We start from the raw sequence: 25877 nt of genomic DNA, 5'->3' as shown, positions 1-25877 counted from the left end.
ATAGTACATCAGGTTTGACTAATCAACTCAGTCCATTCCCACCAGGGTTACAATTCCCAAGAGAATAAATAAAATACATGCCGCTTTATGTGCAAGCCCAAGTGGCAACTTATCCATCAACCATTTTCCTGCAAAAATAACCGGTACATTTGCCAGCAACATACCAAAGGTTGTGCCTGCAATGACAGCACAGGTCATCCAGATATCTGCATTGTATTTTGCTGCAAGAATCACTGTAGCGATTTGGGTTTTGTCTCCGATTTCTGCAAGGAAAAATAAAACCAGAGTCGCGACAAAAGGACCGTAATTGGCAAAGCGCCCCATGTTGTCGTCTTCTTTATCGGGAATTAACAGCCATAGACCAATCGCAAAAAAGCTGCCAGCAATAATCCAGCGAATCCACTCGGCGGGAATAACATCAGCTAACACAGTACCGAGCCATGCAGAAAGTGCGTGATTTACGAGTGTGGCGACTAGTACGCCAAGGCTGATGATATAGGGGCGACCATAACGAGCGGCGAGAAAGAGTGCGAGCAGCTGTGTTTTATCACCAACTTCAGCAATGGCGACGGCGAAGGTTGAACTGAGAAAAGCTTCCATTAGATTTACCAGGGCGGGATGAAATACATGAGATACAACCGCATCCCGCCCGGGGCTGCAGTGGTATCTCAGGTCTCATCAATCCGATGTGTGCTTGTAGTGCAAGCACGACAGAGGACGCTTTTGCCATGCCGTAAATGCGCTCTTGATAAATGTGTGACTAACAAAGAGTGCGGCAAGTTTGTTGACAAAAGCGCTCAGCAGTTTTTGATAATGATTATCAAGTTTGCTGGAGCAGATTACTCCCCGAGAGAGTGCACGAATTATAATGCGCCACTATGCAAGCGGCAAGCGCTTATTTCTGACGGGGCAGGCGATACATTATGCCGCCGCCGTAGGGAAGTTTGGGCAAATGCTTTTCCATAAGCATGATTGCATCATCGTAGATTTTTTTTACATCTGGTCTGGAGTTTACTTCCATGCGACGTGACAACATAGTGACAGGGAATAAACATTCCGAGGTATTTTTAACACAAATGGCGCGACTGCGACCCATTTTATCTTCGTACACTTTCCATTCAAAAATAGTGGGGAAGTCAGCAAGCATCACATTGCCTAAAACGACGCCCATTGCTTGTTGCGTTTCATAATCATCCCGTGCGATCCAACTGCCATCAGCCAAGCGCTGCAACAGTTGCAAGTCAGACAGGTCGCGACGAATGGTGCTCCCGATCTTGGTTTGCGCCAATTCGTTAACAGTGGCAATCTCTTGCTCCATTTTATTTTGATCCATCCAACCGAGGTTTTTAATAGTGACTTCTTTCTGCGGTTCGGTTGGTGCTTTGTTTTTTTCAGAGACTACGTTCAACGGAGCGTACTGTTGCGCAAAACCCATGCTTGCAGAGCAGAGTAGTGTAATAGCGGCGATGAATTTAATGTGGTTCATGATGACCTCTTGCGACATTAACTATGGCTTAATTTTTTGCGGATGCTTCACCACTGCTGGTGCGATTTTCCGCTGTCGTAAATAACAAAGGTTGTGGGTTTACGCTTTCCCAGGGAACGGAGAAACCATCGCTATTAATAATATGTAAATGGCTCATTCTTAATTGTCGTGGCTCAGCAAGCCCGCAGGAGTGTGCAATCATGGCAACACTTTTAGTCAGGTTGCGTTGATAGGACGCAACGCGCTCGGCTTTATCTGCAGGGTCCAAACCTTTTTGCAACTTGGTGTTGTGCGTGGTTATACCCGTAGGGCAGGTGTTTTTATGGCATTGCAGTGCTTGAATACAGCCCAATGCAAACATAAATCCGCGTGCGCTGTTAATGAAATCGGCGCCGCAAGCCAAGGCCCAAGCAACCATGTGTGGGGTAATCAGTTTGCCTGCAACAATAATTTTAATGCGATCTTTTAAACCTGCTTGTTCCAGTAGCGCGACTACCCATGGCAAACTTTCTTTGATTGGCAAACCAACATGATCCATCAGTGGCTGTGGGGCCGCGCCGCTACCGCCATCTGCGCTATCAAGTGTGATGAAATCCGGTGCCGATTCAATACCTTGAACGCGAATTTCTGTAATCAAATCGAGCAACCAATTTTTTTCACCGATCACTGCTTTAAAACCCACCGGCTTGCCGGTTACCTGACGAACATGATTGATCATCGCCAGCAAATCGATAACAGAGCGGATATCGGTGTGACCATTTGGACTGATGGATGCCTGGCCTTCTGCAATGCCGCGAATGTACGCCACTTCCGCCGAGACTTTTTCGGCAGGCAATATACCGCCTTTGCCGGGCTTTGCGCCTTGACTGAGTTTAATTTCAAACATTTTGATTTGCGGCTTGGCGGCCAGTTCCGCTAATCGCTCATCGCTAAGGTTGCCGTGCAAATCGCGCACACCGTATTTGGCGGTGCCAATTTGAAACACCAGATCACAATTACCTTCCAGATGATAAGGCGACAATCCCCTTCGCCGGTATTGAGCCAGCAACCGGCTTTGGCGGCACCACGTGACAAGGCCAAAATCGCCGGGCGAGAAATAGCGCCATAGCTCATGCCAGAGATATTAAAAATGGAATTGGTTGTATAGGGGGTTTTGCAAAATGGCCCCAGTGTGACTGGTGCGGCAAGCAGGGCCTCATCCTCTTGGATAGGAAATGCGGCGTTTAAGAACAACAGGTTTCCCGGCTGATTCAGGTTCAGGGTGGAGCCAAACCCGACATTACTATCAACATTCTTTGCCGCGCGGTAAACCCAGGAGCGATCAGCACGATTGAAGGGAAGCTCTTCGCGATCCTGAGCAAAAAAATACTGGCGGAAAAATTCGCCCAAATGCTCAAAAAAATAGCGGAAACGACCAATAAGTGGATAGTTCTTGCGAATGGTATGGGTATTTTGGGTGATATCGGCAATGTACATAACTGCCAGTGACAACAGAACAAGGCCGATAACGGCGATAAATGTTACCTCGAGCCAAGTGAGCAACTTGAGTGCCCAGTGCATATCTACCATTGTGTTTATGTCCTACGCTAAATAAGTATTGGTAGTTTAAGGGGTGTGCAGCGATTAATCGCGTCAAATCATCTAATGGCTACGCTATTTTTTGCGCGACCCTATGACACAAGCCGGATTTCCTGCGACTTTGCTGTATTCCGCCACTGATTTAGTGACAAGGCTGCCCATGCCGACCACAGCGTGATTGCCGATATGAACACCATCCACTATGCCAGTATTAGCGCCAATCCAGACATCGCAGCCGATGACTATCCCCTTCGATGTAACCGGCTGGTCACTGATCAAGCGGTCAGCTTCCATGCCATGGTTGAATGCATAAGCCTGGGTATAAGCGGCAATGCGCGAATTATCGCCGATAGTGATGCCTTTACTGCCACCATCCAGACTGACGTGATGATTAATGGATACGCCTTGCCCCAAGGTTAGTGGCCCATGCAGTACAGAATCAGCGGCCACATAGGAGTTATCGCCAATAATGATCGGACGGCCAGGCTCCGCAAAGAGCCTGGCTTCCGGCGCGATAAAACAATTCTTACCCAATCTGATCGTTTCCATTGTGCAGAGATACGCCTGCCATTCCTCTTGCCATTGTTGTGCCCAAAGGCGCTGTGCCGGTTTCAGGCGCGCATAGAGCCAAGGCATATAGCTCAGTCGCAATTTGTGTTGGGTGCGATAAGGGTCGGTATTGCTGGGGGAATCAATCATAAAGTCGTGGTGTGAACAGAAAAGGATTTTCCGCATTACCCGTTTGGGAGCGGAAATCAAATTATACGTGTAAGGAAGTCGCCTGAAGCAACAAAACAGCGCAGAATAACGGAAACTGAATAGCAGGGCGATAAAAAGGCCTGCACTGGAAAAGGTGCCCGCTGGCTGTAGGTGATTGGTTTGTTCGCTTGGTCGCTGGCGCTACTGCTTTTTTGGCAGCAAGCTGGACACAATTCGAAACATGGAGTGCCGAGATAGGCGCTCTTAGGGGTAACCCGTCATTACGACAGCCGTAGCGGACACCTGTGTTGATTATAGTCAGTGACACTTGCAGCGCTAGCCTTGGCTTAGTTTTTTACGTCACAACATAGCTGATTTTACAGCTGAAATATTCTATGAACAGGAAACAAAACACAGTCGCTGCCAATTACTGCAGAGAAACATTGAATGTATGAATTAATTGATGAAAATGCCGATTTTCTGGTGATTTATAAAAAACCAAATACCAGTTTTCATAGCGATTCGGGCGAAGCTGGATTATTTGAGTACTGCAAGCAGAAGCAAGGCGAGCCAGAGCTTTACCCTGTGCACAGATTAGACAAGGTCACTTCCGGTTTGTTGGTCATGGCAAAAACAGCGTCTATTAATAATGCACTGACAACAGCCTTCCGTACGCGCTGTGTAGAAAAATATTATCTTGCCTTGAGCGCAAAAAAACCGACCAAAAAACAGGGGCTCATTAAAGGTGATATGGCTGCATCGCGCCGTGGTGCATTTAAATTATTGGCCACACAAGAGAGTCCCGCGATTACACAATTTTTTAGTAAAAGCATCGCTCCCGGGCGCCGGTTGTTCATCATTAAACCTCACACAGGGAAAACCCATCAAATTCGCGTTGCATTAAAAAGTATTGGTGCCCCCATTATGGGGGATGCGCTTTATGCGGATGCTGCTTCCAGCTCTGCCATTGACCGCACTTATCTGCATGCTTACAGCCTTGGCTTTACGCTGGGCAATACACCCTATCGCTACACTGTGTTGCCCCGTGAGGGGCATTATTTTAATGATGCTATTTTTACTGAAGGCATGGATGAGTGGCGTGAACCCTGGCTATTACCTTGGCCAAAGGTTGCAGAAACATGATAAAAAAAAGTCACTGGTTACTCGTCACAATACTGATCCTAATTGCGCTAGTGTTATCGATTTATTTTTATGCCCGTGCAGATGCCAACGAAACAGCAGAAGCACAGCAAGATTATAAATTTATAACAACCCCTTGTTGGTTTGATGCCGATTGGACCGCATCAATCCGCTGTGGTGAATTGCATACACCCGAAACCTCCGGTGCTTTTCGATTGCCGGTCGTCATACTGAAAGATGAAACCACGGCGCGGCGCAATGACCCCATTGTGTATTTACAGGGAGGACCAGGCGCTGGTGCGCGTTTGCATAGCGATGGAATAAAAAGTTGGCTTAGTTGGATGCGTTATGCAGCACTGGGGCGCGATATTATTCTGATTGATACTCGCGGAACCGGGCGCAGCACTCCTGCACTTGTCTGTGCGGAATATAATCGTAGTAATCAGCAGTTGTTGCGCCAGCACACATCACTTGCAGAAGAATTGGCGCTTGGTTTTGAGGTGACGCGAGCTTGCTTTGAATCCGCCTCCGCGCACAACTCCGCACTGGATTACCAACATTTCAGCACCGAACAATCTGCCCGTGATATTCGTGCATTGGTACAAACACTGGGTTATACGGAGTGGAATATTTTAGGCGTGTCCTATGGAACGCGCCTGGCTCTGGAAATAGCGAATCAGGAAATACATCAACCCCAGACAACAAAATTAAAAGCGATGGTGCTTGATTCTATTTATCCTGCCGGTTTTGGCGGTGTGCAAACCTGGCCAAAAGTATTGGATGAGGCGTTGTATAAATTCTTTAAGGGTTGCGCTGCAAATCATGAATGCACAAATGCAATCGGTGATTCAAACAGGCACATTGTACAGCTATTTATGGACACATTAACCCGCTTGCGTGAATCACCTATGGAATTCACTATTCGACGCTGGGATGGGGAAGCCCCCGTTGCTTTTTTATTGAATGACCATCGGTTTTTATCTGCCGCTTTTGCGGCAACCTACAGTCCTCGCGATTGGATAAAAATCGCCGAGGCGATCAATGGTGTGGCTATGCATAGTCACGATCAAATCAAACCCTTGCTCGAACCCTTTGTAAATCAAAGCATGAGCAGCGACTTTAACAGCCTGACATTTACGGCAGTCGACTGCGCGGATAACCTAGTAATGGCAGAGGCAGAATACCTCACGAGCGTTGGCCAATATCCCTTATTACAGGAATACACGCGTGATCAATGGCGCTACCAAGCGTGTCATTATCTGGCTGCACAAAGGCCGTTGCTGCGCCATCAACCACAGGTGCCGACACTTATTTTAGCGGGAGAATTAGATCCGGTAACACCGGTGGATTGGGCGAGATCTGTACATGCTGAATGGAAAAATACGCAACTGCATATCAGTAAAAATACGGCGCACTCAGTGTTGAGCAGTGAAGCCTGCCTGTTGCAATCGCTGGTAGTATTTTATGATTCACCTGACAAGGTATTCGGTGGCTGCTTAACACAAGAGCCCGAAACACCGTAACAATAAGAATATTGGTTGCACAAAAAAGCCGCAGAAAACTGCGGCTTTTTTGTGGGTATCGATCTGCGATTAATTCTTGGCAGAAAGATAAATGGTTAGTTCCTGACCTGGGTGAATATAGCTTTCATTTTTTACTTTGTTCCAGCTCAAAATATCTTTTGTGGAAACAGCAAATTTGTTGGCGATTTTATTCAGGGTATCGCCACTTTTGATTTGGTAGGTAATTTTGTTGCCATCTTTTTGAGTCACTGCACTATTGGCAACCAAGAGTTTTTGGCCTGGCTTGAGTTTGGCATTTGCACTCAGATCATTCCATTTCAGCAGATTGTTAACGCTGGTGCCGTTGCTTTTGGCGATGGTCCAGAAACTGTCACCCGATTTAACGGTGTAATAAACACCAGTATTTTTGGTGTTGCGCTGCGCAATTTCTTGCTCAGCTTGGCGCGCATAAGGTGAATCAACTGGAGCTTGGCCGGGAATACTTAAACTCTGGCCCACACGAAGGTTGGTGGATTTGAGGTTATTAGCTGCCTGGATTGCCGCAACGCTGGTGCCGTAGCGTTTGGCTAAGGCACCCAAGGTATCACCGGATTTCACCTTGTAATCACCGGCAATTTGCATGGGTTTAATTTGGGGGAGTTTATCGAGTGTCAGGGTGAATTGTGCGGCATCAGCAACGGGGACCAGCAATTGGTGCGGGCCAGAGGGATTAGTTATCCAGCGATTGTAGCCAGCGTTGAGGTTGCGCAATTCTTTGGGGTCAATTTCCGCCATGCGCGCCGCTTGGGCCAAATCAATAGGGGAGCTGACATTAACAGTAGTGAAGTAGGGGTTATTGGGAATGGCGGCGAGTTCAAGGTCATATTTACCCGGGTTGGCAATCACTTTTGACAGGGCGATTAGCTGGGGAACGTAGGATTGCGTTTGCTGGGAAAGTGGGAGCGACCAAAAATCTGCTTTTTTACCCTGCTTGCGGTTTCTGTCAATCGCACGGCGTACCGTACCTTCGCCGGCATTGTAAGCGGCCACTGCCAAAAACCAGTCGCCATCAAACATAGTATTCAAGCGCTTTAGATAACGCACCGCGGCATCTGTTGATGCCATTACATCACGTCTACCGTCATACCAGTGGTTTTGCGCCAAGCCGAAATTGCGGCCGGTCTGCGGCATAAATTGCCAAATCCCCAAGGCTCTGCTGGGCGATATGGCAAATGGATTGTAAGCACTTTCTACAATCGGCAAGAGCGCGAGTTCAAGCGGCAAGCCATTAGCTTTCAATTCGTTGGTTACATAATGTAAGTAGGGGCGACTTTGTAAGGCGACGCGATCCAGGTAGCGTTGATTATTGGCGAGCCAGCGCAAATTTTTACTGACCCTGTCATCGCTCACCTCGGGCAAGCCATAACCGTCTACTATCTCATCCCACAGATTTGTCACTTGCTGAGGTTCGACTGGTGTTTTGGCAACGGATTTTTTTGCCTGCTTTTTAATAGATTTTGTTTTAACGTCAGCGGTTTCGCTGCTTTTATCTGGAAGGCTGCTACAGCCTGCTACTAACATTGTCACGGCGAGCAATAGGCAAGCGGACAACTTGAAAAGAGGGTGTTGGTGATTCATAGGGTCACTTTTTGTTGGGTGCTTTTTGAGCATCACGTATAGCTATGCGATCACTTGCATAGGTTTCCGATTGTTAAAAAGCCTGATTAATAAAGCAGCATTTCGCAATAAGTTAGGTTGTTCATCCTATAAATTGCTGAAATGAATGCTATTTAGTGATTGCCTCTGCCCTCCTTGGGACTGTGGATTTCGGATTCTAGGGGCTGAATACCATGCGGTCAACGTTTAATCTGGAATAACAGCAGTGCGTCACAGCAGGCTTGAGAGCTGGTTTTGGCGCTGGATTTTGCCTTATTCGCTGTGGCTACCAGTTGTCTTTGGCCTTGCGCAGCAGAGCAAATACCTCGGCAGCCGACTCAATGTGATGGCCATTTTGTTGCTCAATGAAGCGTTTGACGCCAGCTTCTTGACAGCGCAAAAAGGGATTGGTTCGTTTTTCAAGCGCGATGCTTGAGGGGAGGGTGATGCTATTTGTCGCTCGCAAGGCGCTAACTTGATCATGGCGCTGCTTTATATCCAGGTTATCTGGCTCCACAGCACAAGCAAACCTCAGGTTGGCAAGGGTGTATTCGTGGGCGCAATAAATACGTGTAGCGTTCGGCAGGGCGGCCAATGTGCAGAGCGACGCCCACATCACATCAGCTGGCCCATCGAACATGCGGCCACAGCCAGCAGCAAATAAGGCATCACCGCAGAACAGCGCCGGTTCATTCACATCTTCGCGTGCGGGCATATAGTAGGCAATATGCTCTGTGGTATGACCGGGCACAGCGATAACGTCCAACGGCATTTTGGCGAAAAAAAGTTTATCGCCGCCTTTGAGCTTGTGTGTGATTTGGGGGATGGCCGGTGACTCCGGCCCATAGACCGGAATTGACCAATGGCGGAGCAGTTCATCAATGCCGCCGATGTGATCACGATGTCGGTGGGTGACTAAAATAGCCACGGGAACCAATTGGTGCTGCCGCAGGTAGGTAATGAGAGGAGCTGCATCGCCCGGATCCACCAGATAAACCTCGGGCATATTTATATCGGGCCTTATTACCCAGAAGTAGTTGCTGTCCAGGGCGGGAATAGGTGTGATGCTCGTCACTCGGTAAACCTCCAGGTTGCAGGCGTTAAATTCTACGCGCATCAAGGTCTTATCGCGAGCTTACTGAAGTCCATATCGACCGTCAGCTGTGATAGATTGGCTCACCGAGTCGGCATTCGCTGGTTAATCCACGCAGGCTATATCTCCAACCGAGAGCAGCACATGGACCCAAAGATCAAAAAAACACCGCATCGATTACTGATGCGCCTGTCGGTGATGTGGAAAAAACGTTTTGGCGTTTTGCCAATACGTGAGGCTATTACCGATTTGTCCGATTGGTTCGATACACCGCTCGGACACGCCCTGCTTGAGCAGGAACGCATTGCTATAGATGATGCCTTGCAATGTGTATTTGGCTATCACTTGCTGCAACTCGGGGTCAGCGGTCGTCTGGAATTGTCGGGTGAGAGCCGTATTTCACATCGATTTTTACTGCACCCTAAAACCGAATCCAATAACCCGCCTATTGGCGCGCTGGCAGATTTCAATCACTTACCTCTGGCCTCAGAATCCATCGACGCTGTCATTCTTCATCACGCCCTTGATTACAGCCAAAGCCCCCATCATCTATTGCGCGAAGCGACTCGGGTAATTATTCCGCGTGGTCATTTGATTGTGGTGGGGTTCAACCCCTGGAGTCTGTGGGGATGCTGTGCAAGCTTGCTGCGATTTTTTACCGCAAAACCGCGCTGGCGTTTTCAATACTTACGCAAAGGCCGGTTAATTGATTGGCTCGCGCTGGTTGATATGGAAGCGGTAGCGGTGTACGAGGGATTTTACCGCCCACCCTTACCCCAAGAGGGCGCCATTAAATATTTGCAATGGCTGGAGCGCTGGGGTAAAAGGCTGCGTCTGCCGTGGGGCGGTTTCTATCTTGTGGTGGCACGCAAGGATCATATCCCCTTAACACCCATAAAACCGGCATGGCAACAGTATCGCCCGCTGCGGGGGCTGGCAGTGACTCGCATTGTGGGGCCTTCGGCGCAAAACCGCTTGCGCGCCTGCCTGTTTATGAAAAATACGGCTTATTAGGCAATCCTACAGAACGCTATCTACAGCACTTTTTATAGTTATTGGGTTAAACACATCAGGTTAAAGCAACATGCGTCAAATTGTATTGGATACCGAAACTACCGGTCTGGAAACATCCCAAGGGCACCGGATTATCGAAATTGGTTGTGTCGAGCTTTTCAATCGTCGCCTTACTGGCCGTCACTACCATCAATACATTAAACCCGAGCGGGAAATTGATGCCGGTGCGCAAGCAGTGCACGGTATTAGTAATGCCATGCTGGAAGATAAACCGGTATTTGCACGTATTGCCGATGAATTTCTGAATTTTATTGGCGATGCCGAGTTGGTGATCCACAACGCCGCGTTTGATATTGGCTTTATCAATTACGAGTTAAACCTCCTGCGGCCCGGATTTGGCTCGATCACCGATCGCTGCCATGTGGTAGACACCTTGTTAATGGCCCGCGCCAAACATCCCGGCCAAAAAAATAATCTGGATGCACTGTGTAAACGCTACGGTGTCGATAACTCCCAACGCGAACTGCACGGCGCATTGCTCGATGCCGAGATCCTGGCGGATGTTTATCTGTTAATGACCGGCGGCCAAACCGCACTGTCATTAGGGGGCAATCAATCAAAAGAGGAGGGGGGCGATGACCAGAACCAGATTCGCCGCCTTCCCAGTGGGCGTAAACCCCTGCCGGTCATTGCGGCGAGTAGTGACGAGCTGGAATTACACCAGCAAAAATTGGCAGCTATTGCCAAGGCCAGTGGCGATAATTGCGTTTGGTTGCGCGATTAGCGGTACAAAGACCCTTGGTAAAGCACAGCAAACAGATAATAACGAAGGGGCCAGACCAAAGCGAACAGATAATAATCAGTCGGATAACCGCAAATGAGAAATGTTCGGCAGTCTCGCACTTGGTTGAGGCTTATTTAAACGAGCACCGTGAAATAGCGCCAAACATGGTATAGAGTCAATCTACTCAATTACCCTATAAAAGAGGCGGGCACCTAGTTTCTGTTCGTGCCTACTATCATTGTTCAATGCCAGGAAGTTATCGTGAGCACAACAGAAACCTTAAATCTTGCTTCACTAAAAATGGTTCAGGATGAGCTGGTTGCCACTATCGAGCAATCCGCTGTGCGTCTGGAGCAATTTGCGCAGGATCGAAACAACGGTGAATTGCTGCAAAGCTGTATTGAGGGCATCAAGCAAATTCGCGGCATCCTCAGCTTGATCCAACTACGCGGTTTGGATTTGTTGGCGGATGAACTGGTCACCCATATCAATGACATCACTTTGGGCGATGATCCTAAAACCGATGCAAAGCTGGAGTTGCTAACCTCCAGTTTTTTTATCCTGCCGCGCTACCTGGAATATTGTTCACAAACTGCACGCAGCATGGCGATGCTCCTCATTCCCCATATCAACGAATTGCGTTTCGCGCGCAAAGCCGCTCCCTTGCCCGAAAGCTATTTTTTTGCCTTGCCAAGTGTTAAATGCCATCGCCAGTTAACGGCGTCAGCACAGCCATTGCCAGAAGACTTGAGCGTGCTGGTGCGTCGCTTGCGGCATATGTACCAGACCACCTTACTGAATGTGCTTAAAGGCACGCAAGTCAAGCCATCACTGGCAATGATGACTCGCGCCTTGCAGCGCCTTGAGGTTGCTTCTACGGGAAGTGCGCTGAGCAATTTCTGGTGGCTGTGCGCGGCAACCCTTGCCGCCATCGGTGAAAAAAATATGCGTCTTACCAAAAGCCGCAAAATGATATTTAGCGCGATAGAGCGTGAAATAAAGCGCTTCCAATTTGAAGGTAAAGCGGTACTGGAGCGCGATGTCGATCAATCCTTACAAAAAGAGTTGTTGTATTTGCTGGCGTTGGCGCATTCAGAGCAGCCACATTCTATTGCTGTTTTAGCCGCTTTTGGCGTTGGGCCGCTTGGCTACACCGAGTCAGAATTAGCCCGTGAGATGGAATTCCTTAATGGCCCCAGCGCCAACACCATCAGTTCCATGGTCACTGTATTAACTGATGAGTTACACAGCACCAAAAATATTTTGGAACGCGCGGCGCAGGGTGGGGCAGAGTTGTTGAACGATTCGCCTGAGCTTCTGGAAACGCTGAAAAAAGTCGCCGATATTTTATCGATTGTGGGATTGGTATCGCCCAGCAATAGCCTGAAACAGGAAATAGAAAAAATCGCCCAATGGCAGAACAACCGCAGCGCAGTCACGCCCGATGAACTGTTGCAGGTTGCGGATACATTGTTGTATGTCGAAAGCACCATTGCCGGCTTGAACAATGCCAACCTGTCTGACGATAAACTGGCACAAATCAATGCGTTATCGCGTGATGCTGCGATGACGAACAATCAAATCGCGGAAGCAGAAAAAATTGTCATTGATGAAGCCGAAGTGGGCTTGGCGACGGTCAAGCGTGCACTGAGTGCATTTGCGGAATCCAACTACGACAAGGGTCATATTCGCAATATCCCCGGCATTTTGGACTCAGTGCGCGGCGGCATGTTTGTGCTGGGCTTGTCACGTGCGGCCAAGGTATTGGCGGGGTGTATGCGTTTTGTGGAAGACGATCTTCTGGCGGCGGAACAACAGCCAGCGGTTCAACATTTACTTGAAACCTTTGCCGATGCAGTGATCAGCCTGGAATATTATCTGGATGCACTCAAGTTAAATAAAAATGCCGATACTGCGGTTTTACAAATTGCAGAGGAAAGTCTGCAGGCGCTTGGTTATAACCTCTGATTATGTCTATAGAGTTCGATCCCACATCATTTGAATTTCATGCCAATCACATAGCGCCGGTTGCCAGCCGCAACCGGCGCTTTATTTTGGTTGCCGCTACACCCACATTGCGCTGCGATTTATTGTTGTGCCAAGCGGGCCACCTGGTTCTGGCCGACACCATGCAAGCTGCGTTACCGGGGCTTTCTATTCTGAGTGAGCATTATCTTGGGGTGCTGGCGGGTGAAGATCTCTGGGTCAGGGTAGTGGATGCAGGTTGTGTAGTAGAAGGCTATGAGTGGTTAGGCCTACGCTCGCAACTGGAAATCCTGTCGCCACCCTTTTTCCAATTGGCCGGGCGCGCCTTGCAAATTGCGCAGTGGTTTTATGATCACCAATATTGTGGTCGCTGTGGCCGTGCCACCCAGCAGGATGAAATCGACAGGGCAACCTGTTGCGCTCATTGCAGCCTGCGTTTTTATCCCCGCCTCTCGCCTTGCATGATTGTCTTGGTTACTCGTGGCGATGAATTACTGCTTGCCCACCATCAGCGGGCGACACGGGTTGTGTACAGTACCTTGGCTGGCTTTGTGGAAGCAGGAGAAAGCGTAGAGGATTGTGTGCGCCGTGAAGTGATGGAAGAGGTCGGGGTGACGGTCGGCGAGCTGCATTACTTTCAGAGCCAGCCCTGGCCATTCCCCTCGCAGTTGATGCTGGGGTTCTTTGCGACCTATGAATCGGGTGAGATAAACGTGGATCCGCAAGAAATTAGAGATGCTAAATGGTTCCGCTATGACCAGTTGCCGGCTATTCCGGCAAAAGCTAGTGTAGCGGGGCAACTAATCGCGCATTATGTACGCCAACGTCAGCAACTTTCGTTAACAACACAATAACTCGCTGGTAACAGGTAGCCTCATATGATCTTCACTTTACTTGCCCTCCTTATTGGCCTTATTGCGGTTTATATCCTTTATAAGGCCGCGAGAATACTTTGGCAAAACTCATGGTTTGTGGGGTTTTGCCGTGGGCTATTTGGCCTGGCGTTGATTGGCTTGGCAGCAGTTATCGCGGTAACGGCATTTGATTTGTACAGCTACAAGCAAGTGCTGCAGGAGCAAGTCGTCGCCACTATTAATTTTGACAAAATTGAAGATCAACATTACTTTGCGGTACTTTCCGATAAGAATGGAAAAGAACAGCGCGTAGAACTGCGTGGTGATCAATGGCAATTGGATGCGCGTATTGTTAAATGGAAGGGGTATCTGGCTACCTTTGGCTTGAAACCCGCCTATCGGCTGGAGCGCTTGAGTGGGCGCTATTACGATATTGAACAGGAAACCACAGAAAAACGCACCGCGCACAGTGTACATCCCGATCTTTACGGCGTTGACCTGTGGCAAGTGGTCAATAAACACCCTGATTGGTTCCCGATTGTTGATGCGGTTTATGGCTCAGCCACCTATTTGCCCATGAAAGACGGCGCCTTGTTTGAGATCACCCTGTCCAATACTGGACTAGTTGCGCGTCCGGTCAATCAAGTTGCCCGGGATGCAGTAAGTACTTTTTAATTGATGAGCGATGGTTAGACATCGGCATGGTGCCGGTTTCCCAAGCTGTTGTATGGAGTTTATGTTTTGGAATTTTTAGCAGAATACGGGCTGTTCCTGGCCAAAGTCGTCACCTTTGTTGCCGCAATCCTGGTTGTGGTAGTGGTTGCTGTATCACTGGGCGGCCGCAATAAAAAATCAGATAAAGGTCATATAGAAGTGACCAAACTCAATGAAAAGTTTGATCACATGCGCGATACATTACGCGACGCCATGATGGACGATGACGCTTACAAAGAGTTTGAAAAAGCCGAGAAAAAGCGCCGCAAAGAAGAAAAGGCAGAAAAGAAAAAAGCCGCAAAAGAAACCGCAAAACCAACGGCAGATGCCACTACCGACGAAGTAGTTGCCGATAAAAAGCGTATTTTTGTGCTCGATTTCTATGGCGATATCAAGGCCTCGGAAGTGGACAGCCTGCGCGAAGAAATCAGCACTGTACTCACCTTGGCCAAACCTACGGATGAGGTGGTGGTAAAAGTAGAAAGTGGCGGCGGTATGGTTCACAGCTACGGCTTGGCATCCAGCCAACTGACGCGCATAACCAACAAAAATATTCCACTGACCATTTGTGTAGACAAGGTGGCTGCCAGCGGTGGTTACATGATGGCCTGTGTGGCCAACAAAATTGTTGCTGCGCCCTTTGCAATTTTAGGGTCTATCGGTGTTGTCGCACAGTTGCCTAATTTTCACAAACTGCTGAAGAAAAACGATATAGATTACGAGATGTTCACCGCTGGTGAATACAAACGTACCGTCACCATGTTTGGCGAGAATACCGACAAGGGGCGCGCTAAATTTGTAGAAGAACTTGAAGATACCCACGTATTGTTTAAGGAATTTGTCAGTGAGCATCGCCCACAAGTAGATGTTGTGAAAGTGGCTACGGGTGAAGTCTGGTTCGGACGTCGCGCAAAAGATGTCAATTTGATCGATGAGATTCAAACCAGTGACGAGTATCTGTTTGCCCAAGCCGAAACGGCAGATATTTTTGAGGTGGAATTTACCTACAAAAAATCCCTGCCGGAAAAACTGGGGTTTGCAGCGCAAGCGGCGGTAGACAGATTATTAATGACATGGTGGGAGCGGCTCAATATTAGCCGCTGGTTTTAACCACAAGTAACAACCAAGAGCGGTGCCTGATGGCACCGTTTTTATTTAAAGCTCAGTAAGCGGAGTTACCCGTTATGTTTTCACTCACCAAAATGCAGATGCCCGCCCCCGAACAAGCGCTACCAGGGCGACAGCAGCCCCTGAAGGTTGACTCCAAGCATGCAGTAAAGGGGACGGAGATTAAACCGCCGTTTCCCGTTGGCCATGAGCAAATCCTATTTGGACTGGGGTGTTTCTGGGGGGCAGAGCGCAAGTTTTGGCAGCAGCCCGGTGTATACACAACAGCGGTAGGTTATGCGGCTGGCTATACACCCAACCCTACTTATGAAGAAGTATGCAGTGGTTTAACCGGTCACAATGAAGTGGTGTTGGTAGTGTTTGATCCGGCACAAACATCATTGGAAACCCTGCTAAAACTATTCTGGGAGTCGCACAATCCGACTCAAGGTATGCGCCAGGGCAATGATCGCGGTACACAATACCGCTCAGGAATTTATTATTTTAATGTGGCGCAGCATGAGTTAGCAGAGCGCACTAAAACAGCGTATCAAGCCGCGCTGAATGAGAAAAATATTGGCGATATTACTACCGAAATTTTACCGGCCAGCGAATTTTATTACGCCGAAACCTATCACCAACAATATTTGCACAAGAATCCCGGCGGTTATTGTGGTTTGGGCGGCACCGGTGTTTGTTATGCTGACGATGTGTAATCGTCAGCCTTTCATCACATATAGTATTTCAAAGAACCATTTCTACATTGCCTCGTAATAGGGGCCATTACCACCTTGCGGTGGCACCCAAGTGATATTTTGGGTTGGATCTTTGATATCACAGGCTTTGCAGTGTATGCAGTTATCCGCATTGATCTGCAAACGCGCGCTCTTATCCACGTCCACAATTTCATAAACCCCTGCCGGACAATAACGTTGCTCGGGTGCAGCATAGATAGCCAAATTTGTAGTGATAGGAATTTCTGTATCACCTAATACCAAATGGACTGGCTGATCCTCTTCATGTTGGATATTCGCTAAATAAATTGATGCCAATCGATCAAAGGTAATTTTTCCATCGGGTGCCGGGTAATCAATGGGCTGCGCATTAGTTGCTGCAACTAATGTTTCATGGTCGGCCTGTTTATGTTTTAAGGTCCAGGGCAGGGTGATACCCAGCGAGTGCAGCCACATATCCGCGCCACCGTACAAGGTTCCGCCAATATTTCCCCACGCCGATAGCGCTGGCTTGATATTGCGTACGGCGTATATATCTTTCCATAACCATGAACTGCGAATTTTTTTGGGGTAGTCAGTCAATAATGGCTGGAATTGTTCATGGGCCAGCGCAGCAATAATAGTTTCTGCCGCAAGCATGCCGGATTTCATCGCATTATGAGAGCCTTTGATTTTAGGCACATTGACAAAACCGGCAGAGCATCCAATCAAAGCACCGCCAGGGAAAATCAATTCCGGCAGCGATTGCACGCCACCCTCATTGATTGTGCGCGCACCATAAGAGAGACGCTTGGCATTTTGCAGCAAGGGTTTAATGGCGGGATGGGTTTTAAATCGTTGGAATTCTTCAAAGGGATTTAAATAAGGATTGCGGTAATTTAAATGCACAACAAAACCCAGCGCGATTTTATTATCCTCCAGGTGATATAAAAATCCGCCACCGCCAGTGTGATTATCCAGTGGCCACCCCTGTGTATGCAGCACAGTGCCTTCGTGATGCTGGCGCGAGTCAATACGCCATACTTCCTTAAACCCCAACCCGTATTTTTGTGGTTCTGCCGTTGCGCGTAAATTAAATTTTTGCTCCAGCGATTTTGTGAGCGACCCGCGAGTTCCTTCTGCGATTAAGGTATAGCGCGCATGCAATTCTATTCCTGCAGAAAATGTATTTTTATGAGTACCATCGCGTGCGACCCCCATATCACCGGTGATAACACCTTTAACAGCACCATCATCGCCATACAAAATTTCACTGCCATTAAAACCAGGGAATACATCCACACCCAATTCTTCTGCCTGCGTCACCAACCAGCGGCAAACCTGGCCGAGGCTCACAATATAATTACCATGATTGCTCATCAGGGGCGGCATGAGTGCGGCGGGAATAGTGTAGTGATTATTTTTTGTCAGCCATAAGAATTGATCCCGCTGAACAGTGGTGGTGATAGGAGCGCCTTTATTTTTCCAGTCCGGAATTAATTCATTCAAGGCAATAGGATCAATCACTGCGCCAGATAAAATATGCGCACCGGCTTCAGCGGCTTTTTCCAGCAGGCACACGCTCAGCTCTTGCTGTTGTTCATTGGCCAGTTGTTTCAATCGAATTGCCGCCGCAAGCCCTGCCGGGCCACCACCAACAATCACTACGTCATACTGCATTTGATCGCGCTGGGTCATATACACACTCAAGCAATAGAGGGAAAATTAATATCGTCGCTGCGCCGAAGGTTTGCTGTTAGCGCACGGCAATAATCCAGAAATGTAACCATCGCTGGTGTTTGGTAGCGGTGCTTGTGCCACACAAACATAAATTGCCGACGTAGATCCAGTTCTGGTGCGGGTAATTCAACCAAACTGCCTCGCCGAAACGCATCGCGCAGGGCGAGACGGGAAATACAGCCTATTCCTAAACCCGACTCAACCGCGCGCTTGATCGCTTCCGTGTGCTCCAGCTCCAGGCGAATGTTGAGGTCAGGTTGGTGATGGCGCAGGGCTTGGTCAAAGGTTTCTCGTGTGCCTGAGCCCTGTTCACGCAGAATCCAGGTTTCTTGTAACAGGTCGTTCACAGTAACCGATTGGGCTTTGGCCAGTGGATGCGTCGGCGCACAAAATACGGCGAGCTCATCCTCAATCCAGGTTTCTGCGTTTAAGTCGGGGTGGTGGCAACTGCCTTCAATCAAACCGAGATCCAACTCATAACCGGCAACCTGTTGCAAAATTGCCTGGGTATTTTTGACCTGGAGCGAGATATGGCAGTCCGCATGCTGCTGCATAAATTCGCTGATAATCATAATCGCCAAATAATTACCAATAGTCAGCGTCGCCCCGACCTTGAGGTCGCCCAGGGCCGATTTTCCCTCCAGCAGCTGTTCTATTTCACCCGCTTGGGTTAACAAGCTGCTTGCAACGGGCAGCAAACTCCGACCCAAGGCATTGAGCTTCAACAGCTTCCCATTGCGATCAAACAGCTGGCAATCGAACTGTCGCTCCAATTCAGCAAGCGCTGTGCTGGCAGCAGACTGCGACAGGGCAACAACTTCTGCCGCGCGGGATACATTTCCAGTGCGGGCAATAGCCACAAAAATCTCAAGTTGACGTAGTGTATATCTCATATCTATTTCACAAATATATAAAACATATATTATCAATTTAACAAATATGCTAGCGCGAAATAGAATGGACAGCAACAACCACCTTGCTGTTTTTTCCGGGAGCCTGCCATGAAAGTACTTGTCGCTGTTAAACACGCGATTGATTACAACGTAAAACCCGATATCCACACCGAAACAGGGCAGGTTGATCTTGCCCAAGTGAAAAAAGCCATCAATCCATTTGATGAAATCTCGCTGGAAGAGGCTGTGCGTTTGAAGGAGCGCGGTCATGTGGGCGAGATTGTGGCTGTCGCCATTGGCTCCGCCGAGGCAAAAGACAGCTTGCGCCACGCCTATGCGCTGGGTGCTGATCGCGCACTGCTGGTTGAAACCGATCAACCGCTACAGCCGCTTGCCGTGGCAAAACTGCTGAAGGTGATTGTTGAGCGCGAACAGCCGCAACTGATTTTTTTGGGCAAGCAGGCCGTGGGTGAAGACTATGGCCAAACAGGGCAAATGTTAGCGGCACTCCTTGGCATGGGTGTAGGCACCTTTAGTTCGGCGTTACAGATAGCGGAGGGGCATATTGTGGTGACGCGTGAAATCGATAAGGGCACCGAGACCATCGCCCTGCAATTACCGGCTGTCATCACCAGTGACCTGCGTTTGAACGAACCACGCTTTATCAAGTTGCCTAATTTGATGATGGCAAAAAAGAAAGCCATAGAAACCCTGGCGGCTAATGACTTGGGGGTCGATCTGCGCCCACGCTTTACTGTCACTCGCGCTGTTGAGCCAGCACCAAGACCGGGAGCCGTTCAATTTGCGACCGTGAATGAACTGGTAAAACAATTGCGTCAAACAGAGGTGTTGGTATGAGTGTATTAGTATTGGCAGAAGTGGATGGTAAAACCCTGAAACCATCTACTTATCAGGCAATCACAGCGGCGACCTACTGGGGGTTAGCGATTGATGTGTTGGTCTATGGCAAAGATCTGGATGCAGCACTTGCAGAGGCAAGCACAATATCCGGTGTCCGTCAGGTATTGCATGCGCAAGCTGATCACCTGCAGCATCCGTTGGTTGAAGATGTTTCCGATTTGGTAATGACAATCGCCAGTGATTATAACGTTATCCTCACCGCGCACAGTGTGTTTGGTAAAAGCCTCCTGCCAGGAATTGCCGCGCGTTTGGATACCGCCTCGATTACCGATGTGATTGCCATAGAGGCTCCGTCGCACTACGTGCGCCCCAGTTACGCTGGTAATATTCTGGCGCACATCGATAATCATGAAGATGTGCAAATTGTATCGGTGCGCAGCACGGCATTTCGCGCCGCTGAACGTAATGGCAATGCACAGATTGTGGAGATCAGCGTGCCGCCATCACGCGCTGTCAGTCGCTGGATAAGCGAGCAACTCAGCCATTCTGAACGCCCCGAATTAAATTCGGCACGGGTTGTTATTGCCGGTGGCCGCAGCCTGGGTGAACAGTTTGATAGTTTGTTAAACCCGCTGGCAGAAAAGCTGGACGCGGCCATTGGTGCAACCCGCGCCTGTGTGGATGCGGGCTTTGCCGCTAACGAGTTACAAGTAGGGCAGACGGGCACCATTATCGCCCCCGAGTTATATATTGCTGTCGGTATCTCCGGCGCCATGCAACACATCGCCGGCATCAAAGACAGCAAAGTTATTGTGGCGATCAACCACGACCCCGATGCACCCATTTTCAAGTATGCCGACTATGGTCTGGTTGCTGATTTATTCAGTGCCTTGCCCGAATTAAACGCCGCCTTGCAATAAAGCCACCACAGGAATTTTTTAATGAGCGCTTTCAACACCCAAACTGTGTTATCAGTTACCCATTGGAACGATAGCTTGTTCAGCTTTACCACAACACGCGATGAATCCTTCCGCTTTGAAAATGGCCAGTTCGTCATGATCGGCCTGGAAGTCGACAACAAGCCGCTGCTGCGCGCCTATAGTATCGCCAGCCCAAACTATGCCGAACACTTGGAGTTTTTCAGTATCAAAGTACCCAATGGCCCGCTGACGTCACGTTTGCAAAACATCAACGTAGGTGACTCAATCCTGGTCGGACGTAAACCCACAGGAACACTCCTGCTGTCGGATTTAAAACCGGCAAGACATTTGTATCTCTTGTCTACCGGCACAGGCTTGGCGCCATTTATCAGCTTGATTCAAGACCCGGATATTTATGAGCGGTTTGAAAAAATTATTCTGGTGCATGGCGTTAGAAAAGTGAACGATCTTGCCTACTACGACTTTATTACCAAAGAACTCCCTGAGCATGAGTTTTTAGGCGAAGACGTTGTTAATAAACTGATCTATTACCCAACCGTGACGCGAGAAACCTTTACCAATCAAGGGCGATTAACTGACTTGCTGGAAAACGGAAAACTGTTAAGCGATATAGGCTTGCCACCCCTTAACCCCGAGTACGATCGCGCCATGCTGTGCGGCAGTCCAGGCATGCTAGAGGACACCTGTGCCTTGCTCGACAAGGCTGGTTTGCAGGTTTCACCACGTATTGGTATTGCCGGTGATTATGTTATTGAACGAGCGTTCGTCCAAAAATAAATGGCTACGTCCTGTCGCGCCGCGAAAGATATACCCGACCTTATCTTGCGCGGCGACTTCTCTGTTTTTTCTCCCGTTTAAAATCCGTAACATGCCGTAAATATAGCGTATCTGATATTTGTAGAATTCATAAATTACACGTAAACAGTTATTTACCATTTTTTACGCGCCGCAAATAAATTTCCCACGTAGTTTCAATGATTTAGTTATGCCCCATTAGTTTTGGCGTAATTTTTTTATCACCGCACGTAAAATTCTTATTAATTAGTCGTAAATGGTCATTCGCCTTCTATAGCTGTCTTCACGCAAACTGACATCTCAAACTTATCACTTTGAAGATGTTGAGGCTATGTCATATAACGCGAATAAAACCTTTTCTCAAAGATTCAGCGGAATAATTTTTGTTGTGTTATTCCATGTTGCTGTCATCTATGGTTTGGCATCAGGGCTCGGCAGCGACGCCATGAATCTTGTTAAACAACAAATCGATGCAAAAATTATCGAAGAGGCACCGCCGCCGGAAACGGAAGCGCCGCCACCACCTCCGCCGGATTTTGTTCCGCCTCCACCTGATTTTGTGCCGCCACCGGATATTGACTTTGCGCCCGATGTGGCACCAACCAACGCCAATGCGATTACGGTTTCCAGAAAACCGGTCGAGGTAAAAGTGACGCCTCCGCGTCCGCCGAAAAAAGGCTTGAGTCGTCCACCTTATCCATCAGCATCGCTGCGGTTAAGTGAGGAAGGTGCTGTTGGTTTAGCACTTTATCTTCGCGAAGACGGAAAGGTTGTCGATGGAAAAATTGAAAGCAGTAGCGGCTTTGAGCGCTTGGATAGTGCCGCACTGAAACACGCTATTCGCTCGTGGAAATTTGAACCATGCACCAAGGAAAACCAGCCAGTGGCTTGTTGGCATCGCATTAAGTTCCGATTCAAAATCGATCAACAATAGCAGTTAGTACGCAACCGATTATGTTGCACAGCGAAAAAAATCAGACCCACATTAATAATGTTATTCAACGTAGGATTTTAAACATGAACGCTAAATTCTCATCTTCTTTAGTATTGCAAATGGTGTTGTTGTTGGGGGCGCCCTTGGCTCTATCCTCAGCCTATGCTCAGGAGGCAACAGATAGCGCCGTTACCACTGCTGCCCCTGTGAACGCAGCAGCAGTAGAAACATTGGATGCCACGGCTGCGCCGGTTGATACCAGTACGACAGATAGCCTGAATGAAACTGCTGATATGAGTGCGAGTATCGATACCAGTTCTGTTGCCACTTCCGATGCCGCTGCCAACGCAGCAACCACCGCAGAAGCCAGCACTGCTGATACGCATAGCCAATATGGTTTAGGCGCACTGTGGGAACAAGGCGATGTTATCGCGCGCGGCACCTTGATCATTATGATCATCATGTCGGCCGCCACCTGGTATGTGCTGGTCACTAAATTAATTCAACAACAAGGCTTGTTATCACAAGCCAGAAAAACCCGTCGCTTTTGGGAAAGCAGCGATTTGTCAGAAGGTGTGAAACTCTACAAAGATGACAGTGCATTTCGCGCCGTTGCCGAGGACGGCATGCTTGCCGCCAAACAACATGCTGCACGTAAAGGCGATAAGATTGAATTGGCTGAATGGTTAGCCTTGCAATTACAACGCTCAGTAGAACGTGTAAGTGGTCAATTGCAAACCGGCTTATCACTTTTGGCTACCGTAGGTTCATGTTCACCATTCGTAGGCTTGTTCGGTACCGTGTGGGGAATTTATCACGCGCTGATTGCAATCGGTTTGGCAGGTCAAGCCAGTATCGACAAAGTAGCCGGCCCTGTAGGTGAAGCATTGATTATGACTGCAATCGGTTTGGCTGTCGCTGTACCTGCGGTACTGGGTTACAACTGGTTGGTTCGTCGTAACAAAGTAATTACTGAATCCTTGCGTAATTTTGCCGGTGATTTACACGCAAACCTGGCAATGGGTGTACGTGGCGGTCACGCTGAATAATATCTCTTTCATCGCAATTACCCACGGTCACTTAGCCACAGCAACTTAACCGCAGGTAATTGCCAGATCACTGCTTAAGAGAGAAAAGATTATGGGCATGAATATTTCTTCTGGCGACGAAGAGCAACTCAATTCAACTATCAATACCACTCCGCTAGTGGATGTTATGTTGGTTATGCTGATTATTTTCCTGATTACGATTCCTGTAGTCATTAAAACAGTACAAGTTGATTTGCCAAACGTTTCCAATACACCCACGCAAACCAAACCGGAAAATATTGTAATCGCCGTAACTAAAGACGGTGAGTATTACTGGAATGAAGCGCGTGTTGCCGACAAGGCAGCGTTACTGGCCAAATTAAAAACCATTGCGGTTATTAACCCGCAACCGGAAGTGCATATTCGCGGCGATTTGAATGGCCGATATGAGCATGTAGGACGCTTGGTGTTGTATTGCCAACGTGCCGGCATCAGCAAGATTGGTTTTATTACCATTCCTGTTCGCTAGCCGTAAATGCACTAACAAACAACCTACAGAGAGGTTAATGCCATGGGCATGAATATAGGCAATGGCGGCGATGATGAAGTCATGGTGGAAATGAATACCACACCATTGATTGATGTGATGTTGGTATTGATTGTGATGTTAATTATTACCTTACCCATTCAAACGCACGCCGTAAAAATGGATATGCCAGTGACCAATGCACCACCACCGACTGAACTGCCAACAGTCATTAATATTGAAGTCGACTTTGATGGAACCATGCGCTGGGATGGCAGTGTGATTCGCGATGGTGAAATATTAAAAAACTATATGCTTCATGCTGCAAATATGGAGCCAAAACCAGAAGTGCATTTAAAGCCGCACAAGCTCGCGAAGTATGATGTAGTAGCAAAAGTGCTTGCAACGGCCCAGCGCTTGGGGCTGACGAACATCGGCATTGTCGGCAATGAGAAGCTTGAGTAGGCATGAGCCTGATCTGCCAACTCATTTAATTCAAACAGGTTCCATTTAATCAAAATACGTGGATAGTTTTATGCAACCAAATAAAAAAATGATTCGCCTGTTGCGTGTTGCTCTATTGGGTATTTGCTCAAGTATTGCAGTCGCACCACTGGTCACCCAATATGCCTTTGCAGCAAAAGCCGCAGAGACACAACAACTCAGTGCCAAAGTGGGTAAGCCTTTAAAGCAGGCACGGGAATTAATGGATGCAAAAAAATGGAAGGAAGCCTTAGCCAAAACCAAAGAGGTAGCGGCGATTGAGAATAAGAGCCCTATGGAGGAAACCATCATCAATGAGATGCTGGCTTACTGCATGGTGAACTTGAAAGACTATGCGGGTGCGGTTGCTGTTTATGAAAAAATGTTGGCTGCCGGGCAGTTTAAAAAGGAAGAAGAGCCCAAGCGCATACTGAATATGTCGCAAATTTACTTTGCTCTGAAAAACTATGCCAAAGCAGCAGAGTTGGGTGAACGCTATTTAAAAGCAGTCAATAATGACTTGGAAGTGATGCATCAGGTTGCTCAAGCTTATTATCTGCAAAATGATTTTGTCCGTGCTGAACAGGCAACCCAACGCTTAATTGATACCGCACAAAAGCAAGGCAAGGTTGCGGATGAAGATTGGCTGAAATTGCTGATGAGTTCCCAGCACAAACAAAACAAAAAGCCTGCTGTTATTGCCACCTTGGAACAATTGTTAAGCCACTACCCCAATGAGCAATATTGGCAGGATATGTTCACTTATCTCTTGTCTGGCTCATCCTTTAGTGATCGCCAAAATATTATCTACTTACGTCTGGTAAAAAGTACCGGGTACTTGCAAGCCAATGAATATGTTGAAATGGCTGAGCTGTCCCTTGCTGTCGCCAACCCTGGCGATGCCAAAGCGGTACTGGAAGATGGCTTTAATAAAGGTATTTTAGGGCAGGGCGACTCTAAAGAGCGCGAGTTGAAATTACTGGCCATGGCCAGAACCCAAGCCGCTGAAGATCTGCAATTGTTGCCTTCTATTGAAAAAGAGGCTGCAGCAAAACCCACAGGCGATGCGCTGATAAAAATTGGGGAAGCCTATTTAGGGCATGGACAATATGAAAAGGCTATAGCTGCATTTAAAGGCGGTTTAGCCAAAGGTGGAGTCAAGATTCAGGATGAAGTAAATATCAATATCGGCATTGCTTATATGGCGTTAAACAAACCCCAAGAGGCAATCAGTGCATTTAAAACCGTTCCGTCCAGCTCCCCCTTGGCATTAATGTCACGCCTTTGGGCGATCCAGGCAGCAAAAGCGAAATAGGTTTACGTCCCCCCCATCTGGCTGACAAGGAAGTT

Annotated in this window: 24 protein-coding genes and 1 pseudogene; 17 read left to right on the top strand and 8 right to left on the bottom strand. The window is 48.2% G+C overall.

Annotated features, from left to right (window positions below):
* Positions 1-27: 27 nt before the first annotated feature.
* The 4 genes and pseudogenes from B0D95_RS05320 to B0D95_RS05305 all read right to left on the bottom strand — a co-directional run bounded on the left by B0D95_RS05320 (position 28) and on the right by B0D95_RS05305 (position 3763).
* Positions 28-600: a TMEM165/GDT1 family protein gene (locus B0D95_RS05320; RefSeq protein WP_078042920.1), complete on the bottom strand. Its 573-nt coding sequence runs from the start codon at positions 598-600 to the stop codon at positions 28-30.
* Positions 601-895: 295 nt separating this feature from the next.
* Entirely contained in the window at positions 896-1486 is a 591-nt protein-coding gene (locus B0D95_RS05315) for a DUF3806 domain-containing protein (RefSeq protein ID WP_246841731.1), read from the bottom strand.
* A gap of 28 nt (positions 1487-1514) precedes the next feature.
* Positions 1515-3055 (bottom strand): annotated as a pseudogene (locus tag B0D95_RS05310) (FMN-binding glutamate synthase family protein).
* Between the two features lie 84 nt (positions 3056-3139).
* Complete coding sequence (locus B0D95_RS05305) at positions 3140-3763, bottom strand: DapH/DapD/GlmU-related protein (RefSeq protein ID WP_078042918.1); 624 nt, start codon at positions 3761-3763, stop codon at positions 3140-3142.
* A 447-nt stretch (positions 3764-4210) separates the two neighbouring features.
* Here B0D95_RS05305 and B0D95_RS05300 point away from each other — a divergent pair, with 447 nt between their 5' ends.
* The gene (locus B0D95_RS05300) at positions 4211-4906 is read left to right on the top strand and encodes a TIGR01621 family pseudouridine synthase (protein WP_078042917.1); all 696 of its coding nucleotides are present in this window, start codon (positions 4211-4213) and stop codon (positions 4904-4906) included.
* Positions 4903-6426: an alpha/beta fold hydrolase gene (locus B0D95_RS05295; RefSeq protein WP_078042916.1), complete on the top strand. Its 1524-nt coding sequence runs from the start codon at positions 4903-4905 to the stop codon at positions 6424-6426. Before B0D95_RS05300 ends, B0D95_RS05295 begins: the two co-directional genes overlap by 4 nt.
* 69 nt (positions 6427-6495) lie before the next feature.
* Here the strand turns inward: B0D95_RS05295 and B0D95_RS05290 are convergent, their stop codons facing one another.
* Positions 6496-8043, bottom strand: a complete 1548-nt coding sequence (locus B0D95_RS05290) for a LysM peptidoglycan-binding domain-containing protein (RefSeq protein ID WP_078042915.1) — start codon at positions 8041-8043, stop codon at positions 6496-6498.
* 304 nt (positions 8044-8347) lie between these two features.
* A complete protein-coding gene (gloB, locus tag B0D95_RS05285) occupies positions 8348-9136 on the bottom strand; it encodes a hydroxyacylglutathione hydrolase (RefSeq protein WP_210403681.1) in 789 nt (262 codons plus the stop codon).
* Between the two features lie 162 nt (positions 9137-9298).
* On the opposite strand from gloB, the gene B0D95_RS05280 reads away from it, so the two are divergent.
* From B0D95_RS05280 to msrA, 7 genes are all read left to right on the top strand, one after another.
* Positions 9299-10168, top strand: a complete 870-nt coding sequence (locus B0D95_RS05280) for a methyltransferase domain-containing protein (RefSeq protein WP_078042913.1) — start codon at positions 9299-9301, stop codon at positions 10166-10168.
* A gap of 70 nt (positions 10169-10238) precedes the next feature.
* A complete protein-coding gene (dnaQ, locus tag B0D95_RS05275; RefSeq protein ID WP_078042912.1) occupies positions 10239-10952 on the top strand; it encodes a DNA polymerase III subunit epsilon in 714 nt (237 codons plus the stop codon).
* Positions 10953-11213: 261 nt separating this feature from the next.
* Positions 11214-12920, top strand: a complete 1707-nt coding sequence (locus B0D95_RS05270) for a pilus assembly protein (RefSeq protein ID WP_078042911.1) — start codon at positions 11214-11216, stop codon at positions 12918-12920.
* Between the two features lie 2 nt (positions 12921-12922).
* Positions 12923-13792, top strand: coding sequence for an NAD(+) diphosphatase (gene nudC / locus B0D95_RS05265; RefSeq protein WP_078042910.1), 870 nt, complete (start codon positions 12923-12925; stop codon positions 13790-13792).
* A gap of 24 nt (positions 13793-13816) precedes the next feature.
* Positions 13817-14467, top strand: a complete 651-nt coding sequence (locus B0D95_RS05260; RefSeq protein WP_078042909.1) for a cation/multidrug efflux pump — start codon at positions 13817-13819, stop codon at positions 14465-14467.
* A gap of 66 nt (positions 14468-14533) precedes the next feature.
* A complete protein-coding gene (gene sohB / locus B0D95_RS05255) occupies positions 14534-15616 on the top strand; it encodes a protease SohB (protein ID WP_078042908.1) in 1083 nt (360 codons plus the stop codon).
* A gap of 74 nt (positions 15617-15690) precedes the next feature.
* On the top strand, positions 15691-16329 hold the full coding sequence (gene msrA / locus B0D95_RS05250) for a peptide-methionine (S)-S-oxide reductase MsrA (RefSeq protein WP_078042907.1): 639 nt from the start codon (positions 15691-15693) through the stop codon (positions 16327-16329).
* 42 nt (positions 16330-16371) lie between these two features.
* Here the strand turns inward: msrA and B0D95_RS05245 are convergent, their stop codons facing one another.
* Together B0D95_RS05245 and B0D95_RS05240 are read right to left on the bottom strand one after the other, a co-directional pair.
* Positions 16372-18024, bottom strand: a complete 1653-nt coding sequence (locus tag B0D95_RS05245) for an electron transfer flavoprotein-ubiquinone oxidoreductase (protein WP_078042906.1) — start codon at positions 18022-18024, stop codon at positions 16372-16374.
* A gap of 8 nt (positions 18025-18032) precedes the next feature.
* A complete protein-coding gene (locus tag B0D95_RS05240) occupies positions 18033-18959 on the bottom strand; it encodes a LysR family transcriptional regulator (protein ID WP_078042905.1) in 927 nt (308 codons plus the stop codon).
* 108 nt (positions 18960-19067) lie between these two features.
* On the opposite strand from B0D95_RS05240, the gene B0D95_RS05235 reads away from it, so the two are divergent.
* From B0D95_RS05235 to B0D95_RS05200, 8 genes are all read left to right on the top strand, one after another.
* Positions 19068-19817, top strand: a complete 750-nt coding sequence (locus tag B0D95_RS05235) for an electron transfer flavoprotein subunit beta/FixA family protein (protein ID WP_078042904.1) — start codon at positions 19068-19070, stop codon at positions 19815-19817.
* Positions 19814-20740: an electron transfer flavoprotein subunit alpha/FixB family protein gene (locus B0D95_RS05230; RefSeq protein WP_078042903.1), complete on the top strand. Its 927-nt coding sequence runs from the start codon at positions 19814-19816 to the stop codon at positions 20738-20740. Before B0D95_RS05235 ends, B0D95_RS05230 begins: the two co-directional genes overlap by 4 nt.
* A gap of 21 nt (positions 20741-20761) precedes the next feature.
* The gene (locus B0D95_RS05225; protein WP_078042902.1) at positions 20762-21538 is read left to right on the top strand and encodes a ferredoxin--NADP reductase; all 777 of its coding nucleotides are present in this window, start codon (positions 20762-20764) and stop codon (positions 21536-21538) included.
* A 463-nt stretch (positions 21539-22001) separates the two neighbouring features.
* The gene (locus tag B0D95_RS05220; protein ID WP_141229355.1) at positions 22002-22490 is read left to right on the top strand and encodes an energy transducer TonB; all 489 of its coding nucleotides are present in this window, start codon (positions 22002-22004) and stop codon (positions 22488-22490) included.
* A gap of 83 nt (positions 22491-22573) precedes the next feature.
* Positions 22574-23539: a MotA/TolQ/ExbB proton channel family protein gene (locus tag B0D95_RS21055; protein WP_149867866.1), complete on the top strand. Its 966-nt coding sequence runs from the start codon at positions 22574-22576 to the stop codon at positions 23537-23539.
* 97 nt (positions 23540-23636) lie between these two features.
* Positions 23637-24047, top strand: coding sequence for a biopolymer transporter ExbD (locus tag B0D95_RS05210; protein ID WP_244904443.1), 411 nt, complete (start codon positions 23637-23639; stop codon positions 24045-24047).
* 42 nt (positions 24048-24089) lie between these two features.
* Positions 24090-24509 carry a biopolymer transporter ExbD gene (locus B0D95_RS05205; RefSeq protein WP_078042899.1) on the top strand — a complete coding sequence of 140 codons (420 nt, stop codon included), beginning with the start codon at positions 24090-24092 and terminating at the stop codon, positions 24507-24509.
* Between the two features lie 70 nt (positions 24510-24579).
* Entirely contained in the window at positions 24580-25842 is a 1263-nt protein-coding gene (locus B0D95_RS05200; protein WP_078042898.1) for a tetratricopeptide repeat protein, read from the top strand.
* Positions 25843-25877: the final 35 nt, after the last annotated feature.

Source organism: Cellvibrio sp. PSBB023 (assembly GCF_002007605.1).
In the GTDB taxonomy this organism is placed as follows: domain Bacteria; phylum Pseudomonadota; class Gammaproteobacteria; order Pseudomonadales; family Cellvibrionaceae; genus Cellvibrio.
Note: the sequence above shows the minus strand (reverse complement) of the source record. Positions and strands in the feature narration are given on the sequence as shown.

Excerpts from the sequence above, each read along its gene's own strand:
- B0D95_RS21055 (WP_149867866.1), top strand. The coding sequence starts at position 22,574 with ATGAACGCTAAATTCTCATCTTCTTTAGTATTGCAAATGGTGTTGTTG.
- B0D95_RS05305 (WP_078042918.1), bottom strand. The coding sequence starts at position 3,763 with ATGATTGATTCCCCCAGCAATACCGACCCTTATCGCACCCAACACAAA.
- B0D95_RS05210 (WP_244904443.1), top strand. The coding sequence starts at position 23,637 with ATGAATATTTCTTCTGGCGACGAAGAGCAACTCAATTCAACTATCAAT.
- dnaQ (WP_078042912.1), top strand. The coding sequence starts at position 10,239 with ATGCGTCAAATTGTATTGGATACCGAAACTACCGGTCTGGAAACATCC.
- B0D95_RS05280 (WP_078042913.1), top strand. The coding sequence starts at position 9,299 with ATGGACCCAAAGATCAAAAAAACACCGCATCGATTACTGATGCGCCTG.
- B0D95_RS05320 (WP_078042920.1), bottom strand. The coding sequence starts at position 600 with ATGGAAGCTTTTCTCAGTTCAACCTTCGCCGTCGCCATTGCTGAAGTT.
- B0D95_RS05205 (WP_078042899.1), top strand. The coding sequence starts at position 24,090 with ATGGGCATGAATATAGGCAATGGCGGCGATGATGAAGTCATGGTGGAA.
- B0D95_RS05230 (WP_078042903.1), top strand. The coding sequence starts at position 19,814 with ATGAGTGTATTAGTATTGGCAGAAGTGGATGGTAAAACCCTGAAACCA.
- nudC (WP_078042910.1), top strand. The coding sequence starts at position 12,923 with ATGTCTATAGAGTTCGATCCCACATCATTTGAATTTCATGCCAATCAC.
- B0D95_RS05290 (WP_078042915.1), bottom strand. The coding sequence starts at position 8,043 with ATGAATCACCAACACCCTCTTTTCAAGTTGTCCGCTTGCCTATTGCTC.
- B0D95_RS05225 (WP_078042902.1), top strand. The coding sequence starts at position 20,762 with ATGAGCGCTTTCAACACCCAAACTGTGTTATCAGTTACCCATTGGAAC.
- B0D95_RS05220 (WP_141229355.1), top strand. The coding sequence starts at position 22,002 with ATGAATCTTGTTAAACAACAAATCGATGCAAAAATTATCGAAGAGGCA.
- B0D95_RS05315 (WP_246841731.1), bottom strand. The coding sequence starts at position 1,486 with ATGAACCACATTAAATTCATCGCCGCTATTACACTACTCTGCTCTGCA.
- B0D95_RS05235 (WP_078042904.1), top strand. The coding sequence starts at position 19,068 with ATGAAAGTACTTGTCGCTGTTAAACACGCGATTGATTACAACGTAAAA.
- B0D95_RS05295 (WP_078042916.1), top strand. The coding sequence starts at position 4,903 with ATGATAAAAAAAAGTCACTGGTTACTCGTCACAATACTGATCCTAATT.
- B0D95_RS05300 (WP_078042917.1), top strand. The coding sequence starts at position 4,211 with ATGTATGAATTAATTGATGAAAATGCCGATTTTCTGGTGATTTATAAA.
- B0D95_RS05240 (WP_078042905.1), bottom strand. The coding sequence starts at position 18,959 with ATGAGATATACACTACGTCAACTTGAGATTTTTGTGGCTATTGCCCGC.
- B0D95_RS05200 (WP_078042898.1), top strand. The coding sequence starts at position 24,580 with ATGCAACCAAATAAAAAAATGATTCGCCTGTTGCGTGTTGCTCTATTG.
- msrA (WP_078042907.1), top strand. The coding sequence starts at position 15,691 with ATGTTTTCACTCACCAAAATGCAGATGCCCGCCCCCGAACAAGCGCTA.
- B0D95_RS05260 (WP_078042909.1), top strand. The coding sequence starts at position 13,817 with ATGATCTTCACTTTACTTGCCCTCCTTATTGGCCTTATTGCGGTTTAT.
- B0D95_RS05245 (WP_078042906.1), bottom strand. The coding sequence starts at position 18,024 with ATGACCCAGCGCGATCAAATGCAGTATGACGTAGTGATTGTTGGTGGT.